The organism is Aliivibrio fischeri ATCC 7744 = JCM 18803 = DSM 507 (assembly GCF_023983475.1).
In the GTDB taxonomy this organism is placed as follows: Bacteria; Pseudomonadota; Gammaproteobacteria; order Enterobacterales; family Vibrionaceae; genus Aliivibrio; species Aliivibrio fischeri.
On sequence record NZ_CP092713.1, the window covers coordinates 1,018,915 to 1,039,578 of the forward strand.

Below are 20,664 nucleotides of genomic sequence, written 5' to 3' on the forward strand. Positions count from 1 at the left end.
GGAAATTGATATGGATAATCGAGTTAGAAATCTTAAAACTGTAGATTCATGTGCGAAGTTTAGAAAAAACGCTCTTAGATTGGGAGAGAGTGACTTGGCACAACAAGCTCAAGTTAGAGCTATCGAAATTAGGGCTGAGCTATATGGATGCCAAACAATGGCGGAAAAATTATCTCTTGAAGCAGTTTATGCGTATGAAGCTATTTTAACTAAAAAGAATGGTAAAACAACACGAGCTAGTCGCACTTGGCAAATGATAAAGCGTCATGGAATAATTGAAGCAGTTGAGAGAGCAGTTAATCGAGAATCAGTAACACAAGGATATACAGCTTTAGTTGAAATGGGATTAGAAAAATATGCATTTGAAGCAGTCATTTTAAAATACCCTAAACTTTTTTCTATCGATGCAGTTAAAAAATCTGAAGAACGCATGAATATTTGGTTACGCACATAACAAATGCATCAACACGATTTGCTACACTCGGCGTTGTCAGTTTGTCTTTAGTTTCAGTGATTAAGGCAGTAAAATTCAGTTAAGCCTGTATCGTAGCAAACGTGTTATGCAGGCGTTATGTGCTTTTTTGTTGCTTATAGGTGGTCTTTCTTTTCTATTGAACTAGTGCACATTTTATTTATCGTGAAAGGTATACCTTAGTCTTTGTATTAATTAAGCAAAGAGTGTGAGTTATGATCAAACAATGGAAAAATAAACGCTTTGAACGCTGGGCTCTTACACGTAAAAAAGGACAGCTAAATTATGTGCTCAAACAAACTTTGCTCATTGGTGGCGCGGTTTTTTTTGGGTATTTGGTTGGGTTTATTGTTTTCGACAAAGTTCGTTCATGGGAAGAATACCGATTAGACTTATACGTTCAAATTCCTTTTTTGTTCGTTTTTGGACTAATCCTGAATTACTTTGGGTGGATAATAAATGAAGTGATTTACGAAAAAGAATATAAGAAAAGAGGGTTATCAAAACCTAAGTAAATAAATATGGTATTTAAAGTTTGCTACGCACATAACAAATGCATCAACACGATTTGCTACACTCGGCATTGTCAGTTTGCCTTTAGTTTCAGTGACTAAGGCGTTAAAATTCAGCTAGGATTGTATCGTAGCAAACGTGTTATGCAGGCGTTATACGAACTCTGAGAATGCAGTTTTTTGGTTCAGTTCAGCGATTGAACCATTAGTTTTTTAGGTATGAAAGTAGGGTGGTTTTCCTTTTTCTTTGTTTCCTTTTGGTGTTCGTTTCATCAGGTTCGGCATTGAACTATTATTGCCCCAAATTCAGGCGTTTCAGAGGCTATTTTAGGCTTCAATTGTTCTTTGGTGTTGCCTCATTTTAGCCTGCATCAGTGTTTTCCTCTCAGCATTTTCAATCCCAATTGTGGTTAGGATATTTGGTTTATTAGCTCAAAACCTGATGAAACCAAGTCGTACAAATGGTGTAAGAAAAAGGGATTGTTTCGTTTCACAGTTATTGTCGTTGATTGGATATTTTGCTCGCTTAATTGAGCCAGTCTAATTAAAATCGTTTTACAGCAAATCTTGGTAAATCAGTTCTTTACCAAGTTAATTGGAGCGAAAGCAAGGTTCGTATAACAAAGCAATCAACACGATGCTAATTACACTCGGCGTTTGTGGTTTGAAGTATAATTGGTTGGGAAAGTAAGGCGTTCGCACGTGTTATTGCGGCGTTATGTGTTTTAGGAGAAAACTATGAACCCAGAGAAATATCAGAGAAGTATTCGCATGTTATGTCCTACATGTGGTTGTAGTGATTTTAATATTGAGCGTGGAGCAGACCATGCAATAGAAGTAATGGAATGTGCACGGTGCAACCGCTCACTCACTAAGGATGAGTTATTGCTAGAAAATAGTGAAGCTGTTCATGAAAACATTCAAGAAGTCAAGCCAGAGATACTTGAAGACGCAGCAGATAAAATACGGGAAATGTTACATAATGCAGTTAAGGGCAACAAGAATATTAGGTTTAAATAATGGCTATTACAATTGATTTTGGTGATATTGTTTCAACATTTGCTTTGATTTTGTCATCGTATGCTACTTGGAAAACAGTGGTTTTTAACAAACGTCAAAAGTCACTTATTGATAGTCAAGAGAGACTAAATAAGCTGTTAGTTGATAAAGAAACAGGTGAAGTATTAAGCGATAAAAAGGCTGATCTGAGCGCTAATATTATTCATCTTGGTAATAATAAGTATAAGCTCAAGGTTTTGAATAAAGGTAAATCTGTTGCTCGAAATGTTAGAATTGAATTTCCTGAAGGTAATCATATTGTCATTGATTCGGAAATTCATGATAAGTTTCCTCTTGAATCTTTAGAAACTTTTGGGTCTGTTGAGTTAATTGCAATAGTACATACGCAAACGCCGAGTAAGCATACAATTAAACTACTTTGGGCTGATGATTATAGAAACAATAATGAGAAATTGGTCTATCCAACAGTATAAACACATAACAAATGCATCAACACGATTTGCTACACTCGGCGTTGTCAGTTTACCTTTAGTTTCAGTGATTAAGGCGTTAAAATTCAGCTAGGTCTGTATCGTAGCAAACGTGTTATGCAGGCGTTATATGGTTTCATCATTTATGGAGTTAAAATGAAATTTGTAGAATTAGTAATTGAGCATTGGAGTCAGGTAATTAGTTTATTAGCAGTAGTAGCGGCGTTTTTGTCATCTTGTGCTGCATTTATGTCAGCATTTTCAGCAAAAAAATCAGCTAACTTGGCTGAATCACAACAAAAATTATTATTAATTCAATCTATCTCAAACTCATTACAGTCAATCTGTAGTGGTGTTAATTTAGCTAAGGAAACTAAAACGACTATCGATTTTGCTTACGCAGAATTAGCGGTGTTTTGTGGGCAGGTTGGGGGGAGTCGTCAAATTGTAGCTAATAAACAAACTGAAGAACGTGTAAATGATTTATTGCCACTCGAAGACATTGCGTTAAATAAGTTAGCTTTAATAAGTAGTTTTTCTTCTTTAACGATTTCACAATTAATAATTGAGCAAGCCTCCTATGAGGCTTTCAACCAACAAGTAGCAAGCTCTTGGTCTTTGTTAAACCAAGAGTTAGGTGATGTCATGCGGTCACTAGAAATACACAGAAAAAAAGCCATATAACAAATGCATCAACACGATTCACTACACTCGGCATCTCAGGTTGTCGAGTGTTTCTCGTTTTAAGGCGTCAATATTAAGTATAATCGCATAGTAGTAAACGTGTTATGCAGGCGTTATGGTGCAGGAGATTAAAATGGTTTATTTGTTAGCTAATAAAGGTGATAAAAACCAAATGTTATATGCTTTTGATCCAACATTACCAATGGATCAAATAAATTATAAATTGGTTCGTCTTACTCATGTTGAGTACGATAATGAGGGTAACATACTGGTTAACAGTAAGATTCTTTCTGAACTTGAAAGTTTAAATGTCCCACTTTTTGAGAAGAAATCTTCTGCGAAACTGTTTGTTAAAGGGTTGTCATTAGTTCCAAGTGTAAAATATATTGGTATACGCTTTCGGCTTTCTCATGAACTCAATATGATTAAACTCGACGGGCAATCAAGCTGGACTCAACTTAATCGATAACTAAAAGTTGCACCATAACAAATGCATCAACACGATTTGCTACATTCGGCATTCTAGATTTCTTTTGGTTTACCGTGTTAAGTGGTAAATTTGAGCTTAATCTGCATAGTAGCAAACGTGTTATGCAGGCGTTACACGAACTAAAGATTGCAGTTTTTTTGGCTCAGTTCAGCGATTGAGCCGTTAGTTTTTTAGGCGTGAAAGTAGGGTGGCCTTCCTTCTTCTTTACTGCCTTTTAGCTCTCGTTTCATCTTGTTCGGCAATTAACTATTGTCGGTCTAAGTTCATGCGTTTCAGAGGCTATTTTACGCTTCAATGGTTCTTTGGTTATGCCTCATTTTATTCTGCGTCAGTGCTTTCCTCGCGGCATTCTCAATCCCAATTGTGGCGAGGATATTTGGTTTATCAGTACAAAACTTGTTGAAACCAAATCGTTCAAATGATGCTAGAAAAAGGATTGCTTCGTTTCACAGTTATTGCCGTTGATTGGATATTTTGCTCGCTTAGTTGAGTCAGTCTAATTAAAATCCTTTAACAGCAAATCTTGGTAAATCAGTTCTTTACCAATTAAAGTGAAGCGTTGACAAAGATCGTGTAACAAAGCAATCAACACGATGCTAATTACACTCGGCGTTTGTGGTTTGAAGTATAATTGGTTTGGAAAGTCAGTCGTTCGCACGTGTTATTGCGGCGTTATGCGCAGTCAAATTAACCTATTGAATTGCCTGTGTTATAATAAAAGCCTTGTTAAAAGTAGGTGTAAAGTAAATGGAAAAACCACGATTATTTATTGGATCGTCTTCGGAAAGCTATGATGTCGCAAGCGCTTGTAATGTCTGTTTAGATCGAAAAGTTGAAGTAACCATTTGGGATAAAATCTTTGAACCTGGCGGTGATACTTTAAGCTCATTGTTAACTAAAGCAAATAATGTGGATTTTGCATTATTTATCTTTACTCCTGATGACCTCACTAATATGAGAGAAAACTTAAAGCCAACCGTCCGTGATAATGTTTTATTTGAACTTGGATTATTTATAGGTGCTTTAGGAAAAGAACGCTGTTTTATATTAAAACCGCGAGATGAAAAGCTGCATATGCCAACCGACCTTCTTGGGATAAATACTTGTGATTATGCTCCAAATCGTGGTGATGGAGATATGGAATCGGCAGTAAATGCAGCTTGTACTAGATTTATAACACAGATTAAAAAACTAGGTTTTTTTCAACGTCAGTCTAGAGATATTGTAAAAGTTAATAGCAAAAAAGGGATGCCTGAACACCAAATTACGGATTCGATGATTAAAATGATGGGGACGTTATTACCAACATTAACAGATCGTATGTATTTAAATTCTTCTGAATTTCAAAGTTCAATCCCAGATTATAAGTTCAACTTATCTTTAATTAAGCTTGAGAAACTCAATTTAATCGAAAGAGTTATAGATAGTGATTTTAATGGTAATGAGTGGTTTGGTTATAAACTCACAGGTGATGGAGGTGACTATCTTCTAGATAATGAAGATAGTTTAGATAAGATATTTAATCCGCCTCAAGTTCAAGCTATTCCAAAGCAATATGCTGAACCACCAATGAACTTTGATGATGATATCCCGTTCTGAGGCGTGCGCATAACAAATGCATCAACACGATTTACTACACTCGGCATCTCAGGTTGTCGGGTGTTTCTCGTTTTAAGGCGTCAATTTTAAGTATAATTGCATAGTAGCAAACGTGTTATGCAGGCGTTATATTTTTCCTATATGATATTTACTGTTTGCATTCACAGTTGTGTTTATGTACAGTTCCGTTGATTGTAATTAATAGGAATGAAGTTATGAAAAGTACAAATAGAGTTGCAATTGTATGGATGTTGTCCGTCTCTTCTTTTTCTTCTTTTGCTTCGAGTGATAAAGTCAATATGGCAATGGAAGCTGCGCAAGCCCTATGTACAACACCGCAGCAATTTGGCAATGGAACAAGTCTTAAAATTTCTGCGAGTGCTAAGGCGAATGTAGGCAAAATTATACGAAATCTGGTATCTGCTGAAAGTCAAGTGGATGCAGAGTACACAGAGGAAGATTGGCTAGGTGTGAGGCAAGAGGAACTTGCTGAAGCAATGAAAAATAGTAACAGTTGTAAGAGTCAGGTTTTTACTTTAGTAATGCAAGATTTTGGAGGAGAAGGTTGGCAGAAAAATACAAAAGAACAACAAAAAAAACAACCTTATTTAAGCAATCCTGATGGCGGAACTACTGCTATAACCAAAACATCTGATGTTTTTGATTATAAAGATGCATGTTATGCGGAATCAGGATCTAAAGTTAAATTACTAAGCGAGGAGCAAACTCCTTTTACAAGCATGATTAAAGTTAGAATTTTAAATGGCACTTGTATAGGGCGAATTGGCTGGACAAGTAAGAATAACTATAAAATATAACAAATGCATCAACACGATTTACTACACTCGGCAATCTCAGTTTGCCGGGTGTTTCTCGTTTTAAGGCGTCAATATTGAGTATAATTGCATAGTAGTAAACGTGTTATGCAGGCGTTACACGAACTCTAAGATCGCAGTTTTTTGGCTCAGTTCAGCGATTGAGCCGTTAGTTTTTTAGGTGTGAAAGTAGGTGATTTTCCTTCTTCTTTGTTTCCTTTTAATATTCGTTTCATCTGGTTCGGCAATTGACTATTATTGCCAAAAGTTCATGGGTTTCAGAAACTAATTCAGGCTTCAATTGTTCATTGCCTTGCCTCATTTTAGTCTGCATCAGTGTTTTGCTCGCAGCATTTTCAATCCCAATTGTTGTTGGGATATTTGGTTTATCAGCTCAAAACAGGCTGAAACCAAATCGTACAAATGGTGTAAGAAAAAGGGATTGTTTCGTTTCACAGTTATTGCCGTTGAAATGATATTTTGCTCGCTTAATTGAGCCAGTCTAATTAAACTCAGTTTACAGTAAATCTTGGTAAATCAATTCTTTACCAAGTTAATAGAAGCGTTGACAAAGATCGTGTAACAAATGCATCAACACGATTTGCTACACTCGGCGTTGTCAGTTTGTCTTTAGTTTCAGTGATTAAGGCAGTAAAATTCAACTAGGTCTGTATGGTAGCAAACGTGTTATGCAGGCGTTGTGCGTACTGAGTCCGAAATTTTTTGCACGGTTCATCAAAAGGATCGAGGCTTTCGTAGTTTCGGCTTAGTAAGCGTGAATTTCTTCTTTGCTTCCTTTTGCTTTTCATTTCATCAGGTTCGGCAAATTAGCCCTTATTTCCCCAAGTTCAGGCGTTTCAGAGGCTATTTTACGCTTCAATTGTTCTTTGGTTATGCCTCATTTTGGCCTGTATCAGTGTTTTCCTCTTAGCATTTTCAATCCCAGTTGTGGCAAGGATATTTGGTTTATCAGCTCCAAATCTGCTGAAACCAAGCAGTTCAAATGGCGTAAAAAATGTATTTTTTCCATTTACTTTATCTCGCAATTTAAGAACATTTTGTTCGCTTAATTGGCATCGGTAAATTAGAATCTAGGCTTAGAAAATCTTGGCAGGGCAGTTCTTTACCAAGCTGGCCAAGCCGAAAGTAAGCACGCACAACAATCGCATCAACACGATTTATTACATTCGGCGTTCTGGGTTTGCCTTTAGCTTTGTGATTAAGGCGGTTAATTCAGGTTGGTTTGTATAGTAATAAACGTGTTATGCCAGCGTTGTGCGTACTAAGCCCGAAATTTTTTGCACGGTTCATCAATGGAAACGAGACTTTTGTAAACGCTATTTAGCTATCACAAATCCTCTTCTTTGTTGCCTTTTAGTATTCGTTTCATCAGGTTCGGCAATTAAGTATTGTCGGCCTAAATTCAGGCGTTTCAGAGGCATTTTTACGCTTCAATTGTTCTTTGGTTATGCCTTTTTCAGTTTGCATCAATGTTTTGTTGGCAGTATTTTCAATCCCGATTATAGCGAGAATATTTTGTTTATCAATTCCAAATATTCTGAAATTAAATCGTTCGAATAATGCAAAAAATTTCCATTCTTCACGAGGAATATATATATTTAACTCACTTAAATGAAATAACAAAATTGGAGCGTAATATGAAAGTAATAAAATCAGCACTAGCATTATTTCCTATTCTTTTATCGACTACGACTATGGCTGGATCTTGGGACTTTGAAAATAATGTTGATGAATTTACTGGTGAAACTATAACTCAAATTACTTCTCCGAAAAGTAATATGCGCTTCAGTTGTGATGATTCTGGTGACATTAAACGCATCATACTGTTCAATGATTGGATAGGTGAAGTTGGAACTACAATAAATTGGGTAACTGACAATAAATCCCGTGGTGAAAGTCAAGGTTATGGTTTTAAAAAAACTATTCAAGGTTACTTTGAGATCCTAACGCCGGGAGAAATGGGAGATAAACGATTTGAAACGTTTCAAGATAATCCTGATTGGTATATTGGTCATTATAAAGAGCAATATAATCTAATTAAAGCTATGAAGTCTGGAAACTCAATTCAGTTTCGTGCTACTACTTATGACAAAGTATTTACTACGACTGATAAGATTTCGTTGAATGGTTTCTCAAAAGTATTTGATAAACTTTATTCAACTTGCAACAAGCGAAACAATTTAAACGATAAATAATAGAGGTAATTATGAGCGACGGTCTAAAACTATCATTAATCTTGAGATAGATAGCTTGTAGTCTGATAACTTTGAAGTTGTTAACGCTACTACAAAAACTCCAACTTGAGAGATTAAAGGTGATGAATGGAAATTAATAAGCCTATATACCGAATGATGCTTTATTCGTTGAAAGAGGTAAAGTACCATCACCTAGGATTGATGTTCATAAGATTTATAAATGCGTGATATTTTTTCGGTAAATTAAAATTAGGAAGTATTGGTAGGGTAGCTCTTTATCAAATTAGCCAAGCCGAAAGTAAGCACGCACAACAATCGCATCAACACGATTTATTACACTCGGCGTTTTTGGTTTGCCTTGGGTTTTGTGATTAGGGCAGCTAAATTTAGGCTGGTTTGCATAGTAATAAACGTGTTATGCCAGCGTTATGCGTACTTTTTTGATTAAGGGAGTTTGAGTTTGAAAGGTATTTGTTTGTGTGGCGAGGTGTCGTTTGAGCTATCTGGTGCCTTACCTCCGATTTATCAGTGTCATTGTTCGCTTTGTCGCAAAGTATCTGGGTCGTCATCGAATTCAGCTTTAATTGTTAAAGCGGATAGTTTCAAATGGCTTTCGGGTACAAATTCTATTGGTCGTTATGTTTCAAGTTCAGGCTTTAAATCGGAATTTTGCCAGTGTTGTGGAAGCCCTGTGCCGAACCTTAGCTCAAGCAAAGATAAATATTGGGTACCAGCAGGATTGATGTCTGAAGATTTAGAAACAACAATCAAGGCTCATGTCTATGTTAATTCGCGAGCAAACTGGGATGAGGCATTTATCTGCGATAACGTCGAAGAATTTGCCACAATGCCTTCAGAATCTGAATGGTTGAAACTATCGGATAAACCGTACGCATAACAAATGCATCAACACGATTTGCTACACTCGGCGTTGTCAGTTTGTCTTTAGTTTCAGTGATTAAGGCAGTAAAATTCAGTTAAGTCTGTATCGTAGCAAACGTGTTATGCAGGCGTTGTGCGTACTGAGTCCGAAATTTTTTGCACGGTTCCTCAATAGAAATGAGACTTTTGTAAGCGCTATTTAGCTATCACAAATCCTCTTCTTTGTTGCCTTTTAGCGTTCGTTTCATCAGGTCGGCAATTAAACATTGTCGGCCTAAATTCAGGCGTTTCAGAGGCATTTTTACGCTTCAATGGTTCTTTGGTGTTGCCTCATTTTAGCCGGCATCCGTGTTTTCCTCGCCACATTTTTAATCCCAATTGTGGTTAGGGTATTTGGTTTATCAGTTCCAAATCTGCTGAAACTAAGCCGTACAAATGGTGTAAGAAATGTATCTGTTTTCCATTTACTTCATCTCGCAATTTAAGAACATTTTGTTCGCTTAATCGGTATCGGTAAATTAGAATCAGGGCTTAGAAAATGTTGGCCAGGCAGTTCTTTACCAAGTAGGCCAAGTCAAAAGTAAGCACGCACAACAATCGCATCAACACGATTTATTACACTCGGCGTTCTGGGTTTGCCTTGGGTTTTGTGATTAAGGCGGTAAAATTCAAGTTGTTTGGCATAGTAATAAACGTGTTATGCAAGCGTTAAATGTAATCGTCAAGGAGGGCGTAAATGAAAGTATATGGTGACCTACAATCAGGAAACTGTTTGAAAGTTAAGATGTTACTATCGTTTTTAAATATTAAGCATGAGTGGATTCATGTGAATATTTTAGATGGTGAAACAAAAACAACTGAATTTCTATCTAAATACCCGAATGGAAAAATTCCTGCGGTTGAATTAGATGATGGACGTTATCTGTGTGAATCAAATGCAATTTTAGGGTACTTTTCTGAAAATACAGCATTTCTACCAAAAGATACGTACTTAAAAGCAAAGGTGTATGAATGGTTGTTCTTTGAACAATACAGTCATGAGCCATTCATTGCTGTCGCTCGTTTTATTCAAAAATATTTAGGTATGCCAAAAGAAAGGGAAGCTGAATATGTTTCACTTCAAGAGGGTGGCCATAAAGCTCTACAATTAATGGAAAGCCAATTGAGTAAAACTAAGTATCTAGTTGGTGATGAAATGACAATTGCTGATATTTCTCTTTATGCTTATAGTCATGTTGCAGATGAAGGTGGTTTCGATTTAACTCAATATCCAGCAATTCAAAATTGGTGTCATCGAATTCAATCAACCCCAGGATACGTAGGTATGGCGTAAATTACATTTAACAAATGCATCAACACGATTTTCTACACTCGGCGTTGTCGGTTTGTCTTTAGTTTCAGTGATTAAGGCAGTAAAATTCAGTTCAGTCTGTGGTAGCAAACGTGTTATGCAGGCGTTATAACCTAGGTGAGATATTTCTCAAATACACTTAAATATTAATTGTTTAAGTGATAGTTAAGGTAGAATTGATTTAATACTATAGATTGCAGCTATTTAGTAATCATTGAATAAAAAAGGACTTTGAAAATGACAACTCTTCAAAAAATTGCAATAGGGCTTGGATCTGGTTTACTTGTTGGATCTGTTTCAACGGTGCTACCTAGCTTACAATTTTGGTGTTTTGTCATTGGATTAACTCTAGTTAATTACGTTATTGTTACGACGAAAAAATAAAGCAAATAATTGATAGTTATCGGTGCCAAAGAGCATGACTTGCTGGAAATAAGATGATCAAGGTAGTGATTATAATGTTGAAGGTAAACAGTTACGGTTTCAGTAACATTATCAGATGGTTATAACAAATGCATCAACACGATTTGCTACATTCGGCATTCTAGGTTTCTTTTGCTTTACCGTGTTAAGTGGTAAATTTGAGCTTAATCTGCATGGTAGCAAACGTGTTATGCAGGCGTTATAACCTAGGTGAGATATTTCTCAAATACACTTAAATATTAATTGTTTAAGTGATAGTTAAGGTAGAATTGATTTAATACTATAGATTGCAGCTATTTAGTAATCATTGAATAAAAAAGGACTTTGAAAATGACAACTCTTCAAAAAATTGCAATAGGGCTTGGATCTGGTTTACTTGTTGGATCTGTTTCAACGGTGCTACCTAGCTTACAATTTTGGTGTTTTGTCATTGGATTAACTCTAGTTAATTACGTTATTGTTACGACGAAAAAATAAAGCAAATAATTGATAGTTATCGGTGCCAAAGAGCATGACTTGCTGGAAATAAGATGATCAAGGTAGTGATTATAATGTTGAAGGTAAACAGTTACGGTTTCAGTAACATTATCAGATGGTTATAACAAATGCATCAACACGATTTGCTACATTCGGCATTCTAGGTTTCTTTTGCTTTACCGTGTTAAGTGGTAAATTTGAGCTTAATCTGCATGGTAGCAAACGTGTTATGCAGGCGTTGTGCGTACTGAGTCCGAAATTTTTTGTACGGTTCATCAATAGAATCGCGGCTTTCGTAGTTTCGGCTTAGTAAGCGTAAATTTCTTCTTTGTTGCCTTTTGGTTTTCGTATCATCAAGTTCGGCAAATTAGCCATTATTTCCATAAGTTCAGGCGTTTCAGAGGCTATTTTACGCTTCAATTGTTCTTTGGTTATGCCTCATTTTAGTTTGCATCAGTGTTTTGCTCGCAGTATTTCCAATCCCAATTGTGGTTAGGATATTTGGTTTATTCGTTCCAAACTTGCTGAAACCAAGTCGTTCAAATGGCGTAAAAAATGTATCTGTTTTCCATTCACTTTATCTCGCAGTTTAAGAACATTTTGTTCGCTTAATTGGCATCGGTAAATTAGAATCTAGGCTTAGAAAATCTTGGCAGGGCAGTTCTTTACCAAGCTGGCCAAGCCGAAAGTAAGCACGCACAACAATCGCATCAACACGATTTATTACATTCGGCGTTCTGGGTTTGCCTTTAGTTTTGTGATTAAGGCAATAAAATTCAGGTTGGTCTGCATGTTAATAAACGTGTTATGCCAGCGTTATGTGATTGGAGATATCAACGTATGTCAGATGCAAAAAAATTTGGATTACATTTCCCTATAGGTAACGATCAAACACTACAGGTGCTTAAAGGTCACTTATTACTTGAAGAGTCTATCCGTGAATTCTTAATTGTATTAACTAGTCATCCAGCAGCGTTAAAAGGTGATTCAGGAACATCATTTGATTGCCATCAAGCAATTTGTATTGTTCAAGCATTTTATCCTTTTAGTGATCAAATTGATTGGGTTTGGGAGTCAGCTAAACGATTAAATAGATTAAGAAATAAGTTAGCTCATAACCTGGAACCAAACGGGGTGAGTGATTCGATAGCTGCTTTCAATAAGTATGTGTATGAATGCGCACCTTCTCAGATTGAGGAAGCTAAAAATAGTGAGTTGGGTACTTTAAAAAATGCTGATTTTATGTTTTCAGTTATGGCTGTATGTAGCCAATTAGCTGTTCATAAAGAAGAGTTTAAGCAAATATCACATAACAAATGCATCAACACGATTTGCTACACTCGCCGTTGTTAGTTTGCCTTTAGTTTCAGTGATTAAGGCGTTAAAATTCAGCTAGGTCTGTATCGTAGCAAACGTGTTATGCAGGCGTTAAATCGCAAAGGAAAGTATATTGAAAGATAAAGAGAAAATTGCATTATTCATCGATGCAGACAATGCTCCAGCAGCTAAAATTGATTCAATTCTTTCTGAATTAGCTAAGTTCGGAGTTGTTAATATTCGTAAAGCTTATGGTAACTGGAAAAATTGCACCTTGAAGTCTTGGGAAGATGTATTACATGAGTACGCAATACAGCCTATACAGCAATTTGATTTAGTAAAAGGTAAAAATGCGACAGATATTGCTTTGGTGATTGATGCAATGGATGTTTTGTATACAAAGGATGTAGATATTATCTGTATAGTATCTTCTGATTGTGATTTCACTCCATTGGTCACTAGGGCTTTAGCTGACGGGAAATTTATAATCGGATTTGGTGAACGTAAAGCACCTTCTGCTTTTGTTAATAGTTGTTCTAAATTCCTCTATCTTGATCAAGAAGATGTTGAAAATAAACCTGTTCAAAAGAAAACCCAAAGTATAAAAAGTGACACTAAGCTTATGAATTTATTAAGACAAGCTATTGGTGCTGTTGATGAAGATGATGGTTGGACAATGCTTGGGCAAATAGGTACGCATATATCAAATCATGCGTCGTTTGATCCTCGAAATTATGGTTTCAAAAAACTTAGCGATTTATTTTTAGCTATCGATTTATTCGAAATGAAAAAGACGCATGGTTCTGTTTATTGGGTAAGAGAAAAGAAAAAAGCTAAGAATAATAAAGCTAAATAGTTTTTTGCAATTTAACAAATGCATCAACACGATTTGCTACATTCGGCATTCTGGATTTCTTTTGGTTTACCGTATTAAGTGGTAAATTTAGGCTTGATCTGCATGATAGCAAACGTGTTATGCCGGCGTTATATGCATTTTAAGCTTAAAGGCTATTTTATTGGATTGTAGATGATGGAATATTTATTGGTTCTTCTTCATGTAGCTTTAATTTGGATGCTAGCTGTCGCGACCCCTGGTGCTAATGTTCTTTTAACGATCAACACTGCACTTAATTACGATCGTAAAATTGCGGCTTTTTCTGCTTTCGGTGTTAGTTGTGCGACGTTATTGTGGTCGTTTTTTGGAGGCTCAGGCTTAGTTATTCTCTTTTCTCATTTCCCTAAATTATTTGGTTTAATGAAAGTGGTCGGTGGTAGTTATTTATTGTATTTGGGAATGCGTCAGATTTATCTAACTCGAAAAATAAGGAGGTTAGGTGAGTTAACAGAAATCAATCAAACGATATTACCATCGAAAAGAAAGGTTTTTATTTCAGCTTTTATCACCAGTATTTTAAACCCAAAAACGGGTTTCTTCGTCGTTAGTTTATTCAGTGTTTCCATGCCTGAAAACATGAGTGCAACGATGATATTAGCAATTATGATAACAATGGTTTCAATTACACTTGGTTGGCATTTATTCTTAGCTACGGTGTTTTCCCATGAATCAGCTAAAAGCGTTTATGCTCGCATTTCTAGGGTTATAGATTATGTCACTGGTGGATTGTTTACCATTTTTGGCATCAAAGTAATGACCTCATAGTAAGAATGGTTGTTTGCATATAACAAATGCATCAACACGATTTGCTACATTCGGCATTCTAGATTTCTTTTGGTTTACCGAGTTAAGTGGTAAATTTAGGCTTAATCTGCATAGTAGCAAACGTGTTATGCAGGCGTTATACGAACTCTGAGAATGCAGTTTTTGGGTTCAGTTCAGCGATTGAACCATTAGCTTTTTAGGTGTGAAAGTAGGGTGGTTTTCCTTTTTCTTTGTTGCCTTTTGGTGTTCGTTTCATCAGGTTCGGCATTGAACTATTATTGCCCCAAATTCAAGCGTTTCAGAAACCAATTTACGCTTCAATTGTTCTTTGGCTATGCCTCATTTTAATCTGCATCAGTGTTTTCCTCTTAGCATTTTCAATCCCAATTGTGGCTAGGGTATTTGGTTTATCAGCTCAAAACTGGCTGAAACCAAATCGTACAAATGGCGTAAGAAAAAGGGATTGTTTCGTTTCACAGTTATTGCCGTTGAAATGATATTTTGCTCGCTTAATTGAGTCAGTCTAATTAAACTCAATTTACAGCAAGTCTTGGTAAATCAGTTCTTTACCAAGTTTATCGGAGCGAAAGCAAGGCTCGTATAACAAAGCAATCAACACGATGCTATTTACATTCGGCATTCGCGGTTTAGAGTATAATTGGTTTTGTAAGTCGGTCTTTCGCACGTGTTATTGCGGCGTTAGAAAAACTAATTTTATAAAGGAGTAAACTTTGAAAACAAGATTAAAATTAAATGAAGGTGAAACAATTAAACTAATTAGTAGCCGCTCTAAAGGGACTATGGCTGAGATGGATATTTATACATACTCTGTTCTTAATTCTAATGGTGATGTTGTTGGAAGCGTTAAGCATACAGATCATACGGCAATACGAGGTTTCCAAAGAACACAAACATTAAATCAAACTGATAATTTAGGTAATGTCATTATTGATGTTACTTGGTAAATAATCGTTATAATAATAAAGAAGGCTATAGTAATGAATTTTTTAATTGAATCAAAACCTATGAGTAAATGGGATATTCGATTTTGTAAGTTGGCAAAACACGCATCTGAATGGTCTAAAGATCCAAATGCACAAGTGGGAGCCGCTCTATTTTCAAAGAAAGGTGGCGATATATCTATAGGTTATAATGGATTTCCAATGGGAGTCGAAGATTCAGCCGATAGATTAAATGACTCAGATGTTAAGTTAGAATTAGTTGTTCATGCAGAAGTGAACGCTATTATTGCTGCTGGTTCTCGTTCTTTTGGCTCAACATTGTATGTATGGGGAAAACCTATTTGTGCAAGATGTGCAGGCCCAATTATTCAAGCTGGGGTTAAACGAGTTGTAGCCTTAAAACCTGGTGAATCTGACTCTAAATGGGATATTAGTGGTAAAACGGCATATGATATGTTTGTAGAGGCAGGTATTGAGGTTGATTTCTATTCTTTTAGTGAGTAAATTTTCGTCGTACGAATTGCGCTAACGTTTTTCTAACAATCGCATCAACACGATTTATTACACTCGGCAATCTCAGTTTGCCGAGTGTTTCTCGTTTTAAGGTGTCAATTTTAAGTATGTTTGCACAGTAATAAACGTGTTATGCAGGCGTTATACGAACTCTGAGAATGCAGTTTTTTGGTTCAGTTCAGCGATTGAGCCATTAGTTTTTTAGTCGTGAAAGTAAGGTGGATTTCCTTTTTCTTTGTTTTCTTTTGGTGTTCGTTTCATCAGGTTCGGCATTGAACTATTATTGCCCCAAATTCAGGCGTTTCAGCGGCTCATTTACGCTTCAATTGTTCTTTGGTTATGCCTCATTTTATCCAGCATCAATGTTTTTCTCTCAGCATTTTCAATCCCAATTGTGGTTAGGATATTTGGTTTATCAGTTCCAAACTTGTTGAAACCAAATCGTACAAATGGTGTAAGAAAAAGGGATTGTTTCATTTCACAGTTATTGTCGTTGGTTGGATATTTTGCTCGCTTAATTGAGCCAGCCTAATTAAAATCGTTTTACAGCAAATCTTGGTAAATCAGTTCTTTACCAAGTTAATTGGAGCGAAAGCAAGGCTCGTATAACAAAGCAATCAACACGATGCTAATTACACTCGGCGTTTGTGGTTTGAAGTATAATTGGTTTGGAAAGTAAGTCTTTCGCACGTGTTATTGCGGCGTTGTGCGTACTGAGTCCGAAATTTTTTGCACGGTTCATCAATAGATCCGAGACTTTCGTAGTTTCGGCTTAGTAAGCGTGAATTTCTTCTTTGTTGCCTTTTGGTTTCCGTTTCATCAAGTTCGGCAAATTTGCCCTTATTTCCCTAAGTTCAGGCGTTTCAGAGGCATTTTTACGCTTCAATTGTTCTTTGGTTATGCCTCATTTTAGTCTGCATCCGTGCTTTATTCTTGGCATTTTCAATCCCAATAGTGGTGAGGATATTTGGTTTATCCGTTCCAAATTTGCTGAAACTAAGTCGTTCAAATGGTGTAAAAGGTGTGTTGGTTTTCCATTTACTTCATCTCGAAATTTAAGGATATTTTGTTCGCTTAATTACTACCGGTAAATTAGAATCAGGGCTTAGAAAATGTTGGCAGGGCAGTTCTTTACCAAGTTAGCCAAGCCGAAAGTAAGTCCGCACAACAATCGCATCAACACGATTTATTACACTCGGCGTTCTGCGTTTGCCTTGGGTTTTGTGATTAAGGCGGTAAAATTCAGGTTGGGTTGCATGGTAATAAACGTGTTATGCCAGCGTTAAATGCCAGTGATTAAAAAATCAATTGCAGCAATAATTTCATTTCTGAAAGTCGATAATTCATTAACTGGATCGGTTAGGATCTTAACCGGAACGCTTGTCATTTGTTGAGTTAGCATGACAAAGTCACCTTCATCAATATGAATTGTAGGACAAAGGTGACTTGGGGCTTTTTTATCAAGTAGTTCAATTGGCGTTAATGGAATGACTAATCGAGTATTTAGGTTATCGAGTAAATCACTTTGAACATCTACAAAGTAAGGGTACGTTTTAGTTGAGCTTTTATCTTTGTTTTTATAAAGCGTAAATTGTGACATTTAAAATACTCGGTATGAATCAGAAAAAAGACCATGTTTCTCGGTTAGTTCGTTGCAAGCATCAATAGCTTCTGAGTTTTGTTCTAACCACTCTTGTCTTTTTAGTTTACTTACTTCTTGTGATAATGCTTTTTCCATTGTTGCTGAAAGGTTTATTTTTAATCGTTTTGCTTCAGCGAGTAGATCGCTGTTTAATGTTAGATTGGTTGCTTTTTTTATCGCTTGTGTATTGTATTGACTTCTCATAACGTTACCATTTATGCGCATTAAGTATGTGGATTCAGTATATACAGTTAGAAGGCATTTAACAAATGCATCAACACGATTTACTACACTCGGCAATCTCAGTTTGCCGGGTGTTTCTCGTTTTAAGGCGTCAATATTAAGTATAATCGCATAGTAGTAAACGTGTTATGCAGGCGTTATAAGCTTAAATTGAAATGGTAATTACAACTGTTTCTTGGTTACTTTAAACTAGGCCAAGATATTGAGTAAAGGTTGAATTAATGGAGATGTCGTGGAAATTCTAATCGTAATAGCTTTGATTTTTGTTCTAGTTTTATTTTTTATTACTAAGCTTAAATCAAGCCAATCATCGGCTAAAAGTGGTCATTCTTACCGTAAACTCGGGGCATTATTTACTCCTGCAGAACGTTCATTTTTTGGTGTACTTCAACAAGCCGTTGCTACGGATAATGTTCTAGTTTTTGGTAAAGTTCGTGTCGCTGATGTTATTACACCTGAAAAAGGAATGACAAAATCAGCATGGCAAATCGCGTTTAATAAAATATCAGCTAAGCACTTTGATTTCATTTTATGTAATCAAGATGATTTATCAGTTATCTGTGCAATCGAACTAGACGACAGTTCTCATAATAATGCTAAACGAAAGTCTAGAGACCAATTTTTAGAAAGTGCTTGTGAATCGGCTCATTTCCCACTTATTCGTGTACCGGCTAAACAAGCTTACAGCATCGAAAGTATCAGGCTCAGCTTACAAAGTGTCTTATCAAATGATGAAACTGAAATGCCTAGTTTTGGTCTTGAATCCGCCGATAAACATTGTCCTAAATGTTCATCGAATATGGTTCTTAAAGTGGCTAAAAAGGGTAAATCAGTTGGCAATGAATTTTGGGGTTGTAGTTCATTTCCAAAATGTAGGCATATCGAACAGAAAATATCTGAATAATCAGTACGCTTATAACAAATGCATCAACACGATTTGCTACACTCGGCGTTGTCAGTTTGCCTTTAGTTTCAGTGATTAAGGCAGTAAAATTCAGCTAAGTCTGTATCGTAGCAAACGTGTTATGCAGGCGTTATAAGCACGGTTTTTTCATGAAAAGGGATTATGATGGAAGAACTTCAAGGTGGGCGCGAAGGGCTAGTTTTTCGCTCTGAAGATAAAGTATATCGACCAAGTGGTTTTTGGTCTGTTTCAATTCATAAGTTACTGTCTCACCTCGAAAGTGAAGGCTTTAATGGCGCTCCAAAATCATTTGGTTTTGACGACAATGGAAATGAGATTTTGTCTTATGTTTTGGGTGAGGTTTACAATTATCCATTAACTGGAAATATTGCCACGGATGAAGCATTAATTTCTGCTGGTAAGCTTTTGCGTCAATATCATGATTCAACAGTTTCATTTATTTCTAGTCCGTCATTTCAAAAAACAGAATGGATGCTACCAAGTAGAAAACCGTATGAAGTTATTTGTCATGGAGATTTCGCTCCTTACAATGTAGCTTTAAATGGAAATCGAACTGTCGGTATTTTTGACTTTGATACGGCTCATCCTGCACCAAGGCTTTGGGATATTGCTTATGCTGTTTATTGTTGGGCACCATTTAAGACCAATGAGTATGATGCATTAGGTGATTTAAGCTCACAATCGACTAGGGCTAAGTTGTTTTGTGATTCTTATGGTTTATCAAATGCTGAACGTGAGAATTTAGTTGAAACTATGATAGATAGGGTTCAAACCTTAGTCGATTTTATGCAAAGTGAAGCTGACAACGGTAATGAGGCATTTATTGAAAATATCAGTAATGGACATCATCTTGCTTATTTAGCTGACATCGAATACCTGAAACTAAATCATCAATCCATTACAAATAGTTTATCTGGTGAAAGGTGCTTATAACAAATGCATCAACACGATTTACTACACTCGGCGTTGTCAGTTTGTCTTTAGTTTCAGTGATTAAGGCAGTAAAATTCAGCTAGGTCTGTATCGTAGCAAACGTGTTATGCAGGCGTTATATTCACAAAGCTTAAAAATTAAATCCGTATTAGCTCCGTACAATTTGCACTTTGGTCGTTTAAATCTTATACTCATATTAAATACGGAATTACTCCGTACAATTGGAGGTTTTATGGCTACTGTAAGACTTGATATCCGTTTGGATGAAGAAATCAAAGCTAAGGCTGAGAAAGCTTCAGCTTTACTTGGTTTAAAAAGCTTAACTGAATACGTTGTTCGTCTAATGGACGAAGATTCAACTCAGGTAATTTCTGAGCATGAAAGCATCACTGTTGAAGCAAATGTATTTGATCAATTCATGATTGCTTGTGACGAGGCTAAGGCTCCGAATAAAGCATTACTTGAAGCCGCTGCATTTACTAAAAGTGGTGAGTTTAAGTGAGTTATTCCAAAACTTTCAAAGAATTGGATAAATCACAGCACGATAGAGCATCATTTGACTGTGGGGAAAAAGAGTTAAATGATTTTATCCAAACTCAAGCTGCTAAACATATGCAAGCAGGTATCAGCCGCACAATGGTTTTGCCTGCTTCAGTGCCATTACCAAATCAGAAATATCCAATTTGTTCATTTTATAGTATTGCGCCAAGTTCGATTAGCCGTGATACGTTGCCACAAGCGATGGCTAAAAAATTACCGCGCTATCCAGTTCCTGTTTTTCTTTTAGCTCAACTTGCAGTTCATAAAGAATTTCATGGAAGTGGGTTAGGTAAAGTTAGCTTAATCAAAGCTCTCGAATATCTTTGGGAAATTAATTCTCATATGAGAGCTTATGCCATTGTTGTTGATTGTTTAACTGAACAAGCAGAGTCATTCTACGCAAAATATGGTTTCGAGGTTCTTTGTGAAATCAATGGTCGTGTAAGAATGTTCATTCCGATGAAAACAGTCGGTCAGTTATTCACTTAGACGTAAGAGTGAATATAACAAATGCATCA

The 20,664-nt window shown here is 36.2% G+C and carries 25 protein-coding genes; 22 read left to right on the forward strand and 3 right to left on the reverse strand.

Annotation, left to right across the window (positions count from 1 at the left end; genetic code table 11):
• Positions 1–10 precede the first annotated feature (10 nt).
• The 8 genes from AVFI_RS18045 (at position 11) to AVFI_RS18080 (ending at position 6,065) form a co-directional block, all read left to right on the forward strand.
• Positions 11–454: a hypothetical protein gene (locus tag AVFI_RS18045; RefSeq protein ID WP_155663023.1), complete on the forward strand. Its 444-nt coding sequence runs from the start codon at positions 11–13 to the stop codon at positions 452–454.
• Positions 455–687: 233 nt separating this feature from the next.
• Positions 688–987 (forward strand): hypothetical protein, encoded by a 300-nt coding sequence (locus AVFI_RS18050; RefSeq protein WP_005423980.1) that lies wholly within the window; start codon positions 688–690, stop codon positions 985–987.
• Between the two features lie 735 nt (positions 988–1,722).
• A complete protein-coding gene (locus tag AVFI_RS18055) occupies positions 1,723–2,004 on the forward strand; it encodes an ECs_2282 family putative zinc-binding protein (protein ID WP_054776254.1) in 282 nt (93 codons plus the stop codon).
• Positions 2,004–2,477 carry a hypothetical protein gene (locus AVFI_RS18060; protein WP_054776255.1) on the forward strand — a complete coding sequence of 158 codons (474 nt, stop codon included), beginning with the start codon at positions 2,004–2,006 and terminating at the stop codon, positions 2,475–2,477. Before AVFI_RS18055 ends, AVFI_RS18060 begins: the two co-directional genes overlap by 1 nt.
• Before the next feature lie 153 nt (positions 2,478–2,630).
• Complete coding sequence (locus tag AVFI_RS18065) at positions 2,631–3,158, forward strand: hypothetical protein (protein WP_188863954.1); 528 nt, start codon at positions 2,631–2,633, stop codon at positions 3,156–3,158.
• A 133-nt stretch (positions 3,159–3,291) separates the two neighbouring features.
• Positions 3,292–3,627: a hypothetical protein gene (locus AVFI_RS18070; protein WP_054776257.1), complete on the forward strand. Its 336-nt coding sequence runs from the start codon at positions 3,292–3,294 to the stop codon at positions 3,625–3,627.
• A gap of 768 nt (positions 3,628–4,395) precedes the next feature.
• On the forward strand, positions 4,396–5,247 hold the full coding sequence (locus AVFI_RS18075; RefSeq protein WP_188863953.1) for a TIR domain-containing protein: 852 nt from the start codon (positions 4,396–4,398) through the stop codon (positions 5,245–5,247).
• Between the two features lie 215 nt (positions 5,248–5,462).
• The gene (locus AVFI_RS18080) at positions 5,463–6,065 is read left to right on the forward strand and encodes a hypothetical protein (protein ID WP_054776258.1); all 603 of its coding nucleotides are present in this window, start codon (positions 5,463–5,465) and stop codon (positions 6,063–6,065) included.
• A gap of 1,386 nt (positions 6,066–7,451) precedes the next feature.
• Here the strand turns inward: AVFI_RS18080 and AVFI_RS18085 are convergent.
• Positions 7,452–7,742, reverse strand: coding sequence for a hypothetical protein (locus tag AVFI_RS18085; protein ID WP_214651624.1), 291 nt, complete (start codon positions 7,740–7,742; stop codon positions 7,452–7,454).
• On the opposite strand from AVFI_RS18085, the gene AVFI_RS18090 reads away from it, so the two are divergent.
• The 10 genes from AVFI_RS18090 (at position 7,721) to AVFI_RS18135 (ending at position 15,854) form a co-directional block, all read left to right on the forward strand.
• Entirely contained in the window at positions 7,721–8,278 is a 558-nt protein-coding gene (locus tag AVFI_RS18090) for an invasion associated locus B family protein (RefSeq protein ID WP_054776260.1), read from the forward strand. The two genes, AVFI_RS18085 and AVFI_RS18090, sit on opposite strands and share 22 nt — an antisense overlap.
• Before the next feature lie 460 nt (positions 8,279–8,738).
• Positions 8,739–9,176, forward strand: a complete 438-nt coding sequence (locus tag AVFI_RS18095; RefSeq protein WP_065594262.1) for a GFA family protein — start codon at positions 8,739–8,741, stop codon at positions 9,174–9,176.
• Between the two features lie 720 nt (positions 9,177–9,896).
• Positions 9,897–10,493, forward strand: coding sequence for a glutathione S-transferase family protein (locus AVFI_RS18100; RefSeq protein ID WP_054776377.1), 597 nt, complete (start codon positions 9,897–9,899; stop codon positions 10,491–10,493).
• Between the two features lie 255 nt (positions 10,494–10,748).
• Positions 10,749–10,895, forward strand: coding sequence for a hypothetical protein (locus AVFI_RS18105; RefSeq protein ID WP_196582636.1), 147 nt, complete (start codon positions 10,749–10,751; stop codon positions 10,893–10,895).
• Positions 10,896–11,264: 369 nt separating this feature from the next.
• Complete coding sequence (locus AVFI_RS18110) at positions 11,265–11,411, forward strand: hypothetical protein (protein ID WP_196582636.1); 147 nt, start codon at positions 11,265–11,267, stop codon at positions 11,409–11,411.
• 840 nt (positions 11,412–12,251) lie between these two features.
• A complete protein-coding gene (locus AVFI_RS18115; protein WP_199414945.1) occupies positions 12,252–12,764 on the forward strand; it encodes a hypothetical protein in 513 nt (170 codons plus the stop codon).
• A 97-nt stretch (positions 12,765–12,861) separates the two neighbouring features.
• Positions 12,862–13,584 (forward strand): NYN domain-containing protein, encoded by a 723-nt coding sequence (locus tag AVFI_RS18120; RefSeq protein ID WP_061030751.1) that lies wholly within the window; start codon positions 12,862–12,864, stop codon positions 13,582–13,584.
• A gap of 174 nt (positions 13,585–13,758) precedes the next feature.
• Complete coding sequence (locus tag AVFI_RS18125) at positions 13,759–14,388, forward strand: LysE family translocator (RefSeq protein WP_188864000.1); 630 nt, start codon at positions 13,759–13,761, stop codon at positions 14,386–14,388.
• Positions 14,389–15,119: 731 nt separating this feature from the next.
• Positions 15,120–15,353: a hypothetical protein gene (locus AVFI_RS18130; RefSeq protein WP_054776281.1), complete on the forward strand. Its 234-nt coding sequence runs from the start codon at positions 15,120–15,122 to the stop codon at positions 15,351–15,353.
• 33 nt (positions 15,354–15,386) lie between these two features.
• Positions 15,387–15,854: a dCMP deaminase family protein gene (locus tag AVFI_RS18135; protein ID WP_199414924.1), complete on the forward strand. Its 468-nt coding sequence runs from the start codon at positions 15,387–15,389 to the stop codon at positions 15,852–15,854.
• Positions 15,855–17,145: 1,291 nt separating this feature from the next.
• Here the strand turns inward: AVFI_RS18135 and AVFI_RS18140 are convergent.
• Both AVFI_RS18140 and AVFI_RS18145 read right to left on the reverse strand, forming a co-directional pair.
• Complete coding sequence (locus AVFI_RS18140; protein WP_188863966.1) at positions 17,146–17,463, reverse strand: CcdB family protein; 318 nt, start codon at positions 17,461–17,463, stop codon at positions 17,146–17,148.
• Entirely contained in the window at positions 17,464–17,709 is a 246-nt protein-coding gene (locus tag AVFI_RS18145; RefSeq protein WP_054776282.1) for a type II toxin-antitoxin system CcdA family antitoxin, read from the reverse strand.
• A gap of 271 nt (positions 17,710–17,980) precedes the next feature.
• On the opposite strand from AVFI_RS18145, the gene AVFI_RS18150 reads away from it, so the two are divergent.
• From AVFI_RS18150 to AVFI_RS18165, 4 genes are all read left to right on the forward strand, one after another.
• Entirely contained in the window at positions 17,981–18,652 is a 672-nt protein-coding gene (locus tag AVFI_RS18150; RefSeq protein ID WP_054776283.1) for a DUF2726 domain-containing protein, read from the forward strand.
• 165 nt (positions 18,653–18,817) lie between these two features.
• A complete protein-coding gene (locus AVFI_RS18155; RefSeq protein ID WP_054776284.1) occupies positions 18,818–19,606 on the forward strand; it encodes an aminoglycoside phosphotransferase family protein in 789 nt (262 codons plus the stop codon).
• Positions 19,607–19,838: 232 nt separating this feature from the next.
• On the forward strand, positions 19,839–20,108 hold the full coding sequence (locus tag AVFI_RS18160) for a type II toxin-antitoxin system TacA family antitoxin (RefSeq protein ID WP_054776285.1): 270 nt from the start codon (positions 19,839–19,841) through the stop codon (positions 20,106–20,108).
• Positions 20,105–20,635 carry a GNAT family N-acetyltransferase gene (locus AVFI_RS18165; protein WP_005423934.1) on the forward strand — a complete coding sequence of 177 codons (531 nt, stop codon included), beginning with the start codon at positions 20,105–20,107 and terminating at the stop codon, positions 20,633–20,635. Before AVFI_RS18160 ends, AVFI_RS18165 begins: the two co-directional genes overlap by 4 nt.
• The last annotated feature ends 29 nt before the right edge of the window (positions 20,636–20,664 follow it).

Excerpts from the sequence above, each read along its gene's own strand:
- AVFI_RS18045 (WP_155663023.1), top strand. The coding sequence starts at position 11 with ATGGATAATCGAGTTAGAAATCTTAAAACTGTAGATTCATGTGCGAAG.
- AVFI_RS18050 (WP_005423980.1), top strand. The coding sequence starts at position 688 with ATGATCAAACAATGGAAAAATAAACGCTTTGAACGCTGGGCTCTTACA.
- AVFI_RS18055 (WP_054776254.1), top strand. The coding sequence starts at position 1,723 with ATGAACCCAGAGAAATATCAGAGAAGTATTCGCATGTTATGTCCTACA.
- AVFI_RS18060 (WP_054776255.1), top strand. The coding sequence starts at position 2,004 with ATGGCTATTACAATTGATTTTGGTGATATTGTTTCAACATTTGCTTTG.
- AVFI_RS18065 (WP_188863954.1), top strand. The coding sequence starts at position 2,631 with ATGAAATTTGTAGAATTAGTAATTGAGCATTGGAGTCAGGTAATTAGT.
- AVFI_RS18070 (WP_054776257.1), top strand. The coding sequence starts at position 3,292 with ATGGTTTATTTGTTAGCTAATAAAGGTGATAAAAACCAAATGTTATAT.
- AVFI_RS18075 (WP_188863953.1), top strand. The coding sequence starts at position 4,396 with ATGGAAAAACCACGATTATTTATTGGATCGTCTTCGGAAAGCTATGAT.
- AVFI_RS18080 (WP_054776258.1), top strand. The coding sequence starts at position 5,463 with ATGAAAAGTACAAATAGAGTTGCAATTGTATGGATGTTGTCCGTCTCT.
- AVFI_RS18090 (WP_054776260.1), top strand. The coding sequence starts at position 7,721 with ATGAAAGTAATAAAATCAGCACTAGCATTATTTCCTATTCTTTTATCG.
- AVFI_RS18100 (WP_054776377.1), top strand. The coding sequence starts at position 9,897 with ATGAAAGTATATGGTGACCTACAATCAGGAAACTGTTTGAAAGTTAAG.
- AVFI_RS18105 (WP_196582636.1), top strand. The coding sequence starts at position 10,749 with ATGACAACTCTTCAAAAAATTGCAATAGGGCTTGGATCTGGTTTACTT.
- AVFI_RS18110 (WP_196582636.1), top strand. The coding sequence starts at position 11,265 with ATGACAACTCTTCAAAAAATTGCAATAGGGCTTGGATCTGGTTTACTT.
- AVFI_RS18115 (WP_199414945.1), top strand. The coding sequence starts at position 12,252 with ATGTCAGATGCAAAAAAATTTGGATTACATTTCCCTATAGGTAACGAT.
- AVFI_RS18125 (WP_188864000.1), top strand. The coding sequence starts at position 13,759 with ATGGAATATTTATTGGTTCTTCTTCATGTAGCTTTAATTTGGATGCTA.
- AVFI_RS18135 (WP_199414924.1), top strand. The coding sequence starts at position 15,387 with ATGAATTTTTTAATTGAATCAAAACCTATGAGTAAATGGGATATTCGA.
- AVFI_RS18140 (WP_188863966.1), bottom strand. The coding sequence starts at position 17,463 with ATGTCACAATTTACGCTTTATAAAAACAAAGATAAAAGCTCAACTAAA.
- AVFI_RS18145 (WP_054776282.1), bottom strand. The coding sequence starts at position 17,709 with ATGAGAAGTCAATACAATACACAAGCGATAAAAAAAGCAACCAATCTA.
- AVFI_RS18155 (WP_054776284.1), top strand. The coding sequence starts at position 18,818 with ATGGAAGAACTTCAAGGTGGGCGCGAAGGGCTAGTTTTTCGCTCTGAA.
- AVFI_RS18160 (WP_054776285.1), top strand. The coding sequence starts at position 19,839 with ATGGCTACTGTAAGACTTGATATCCGTTTGGATGAAGAAATCAAAGCT.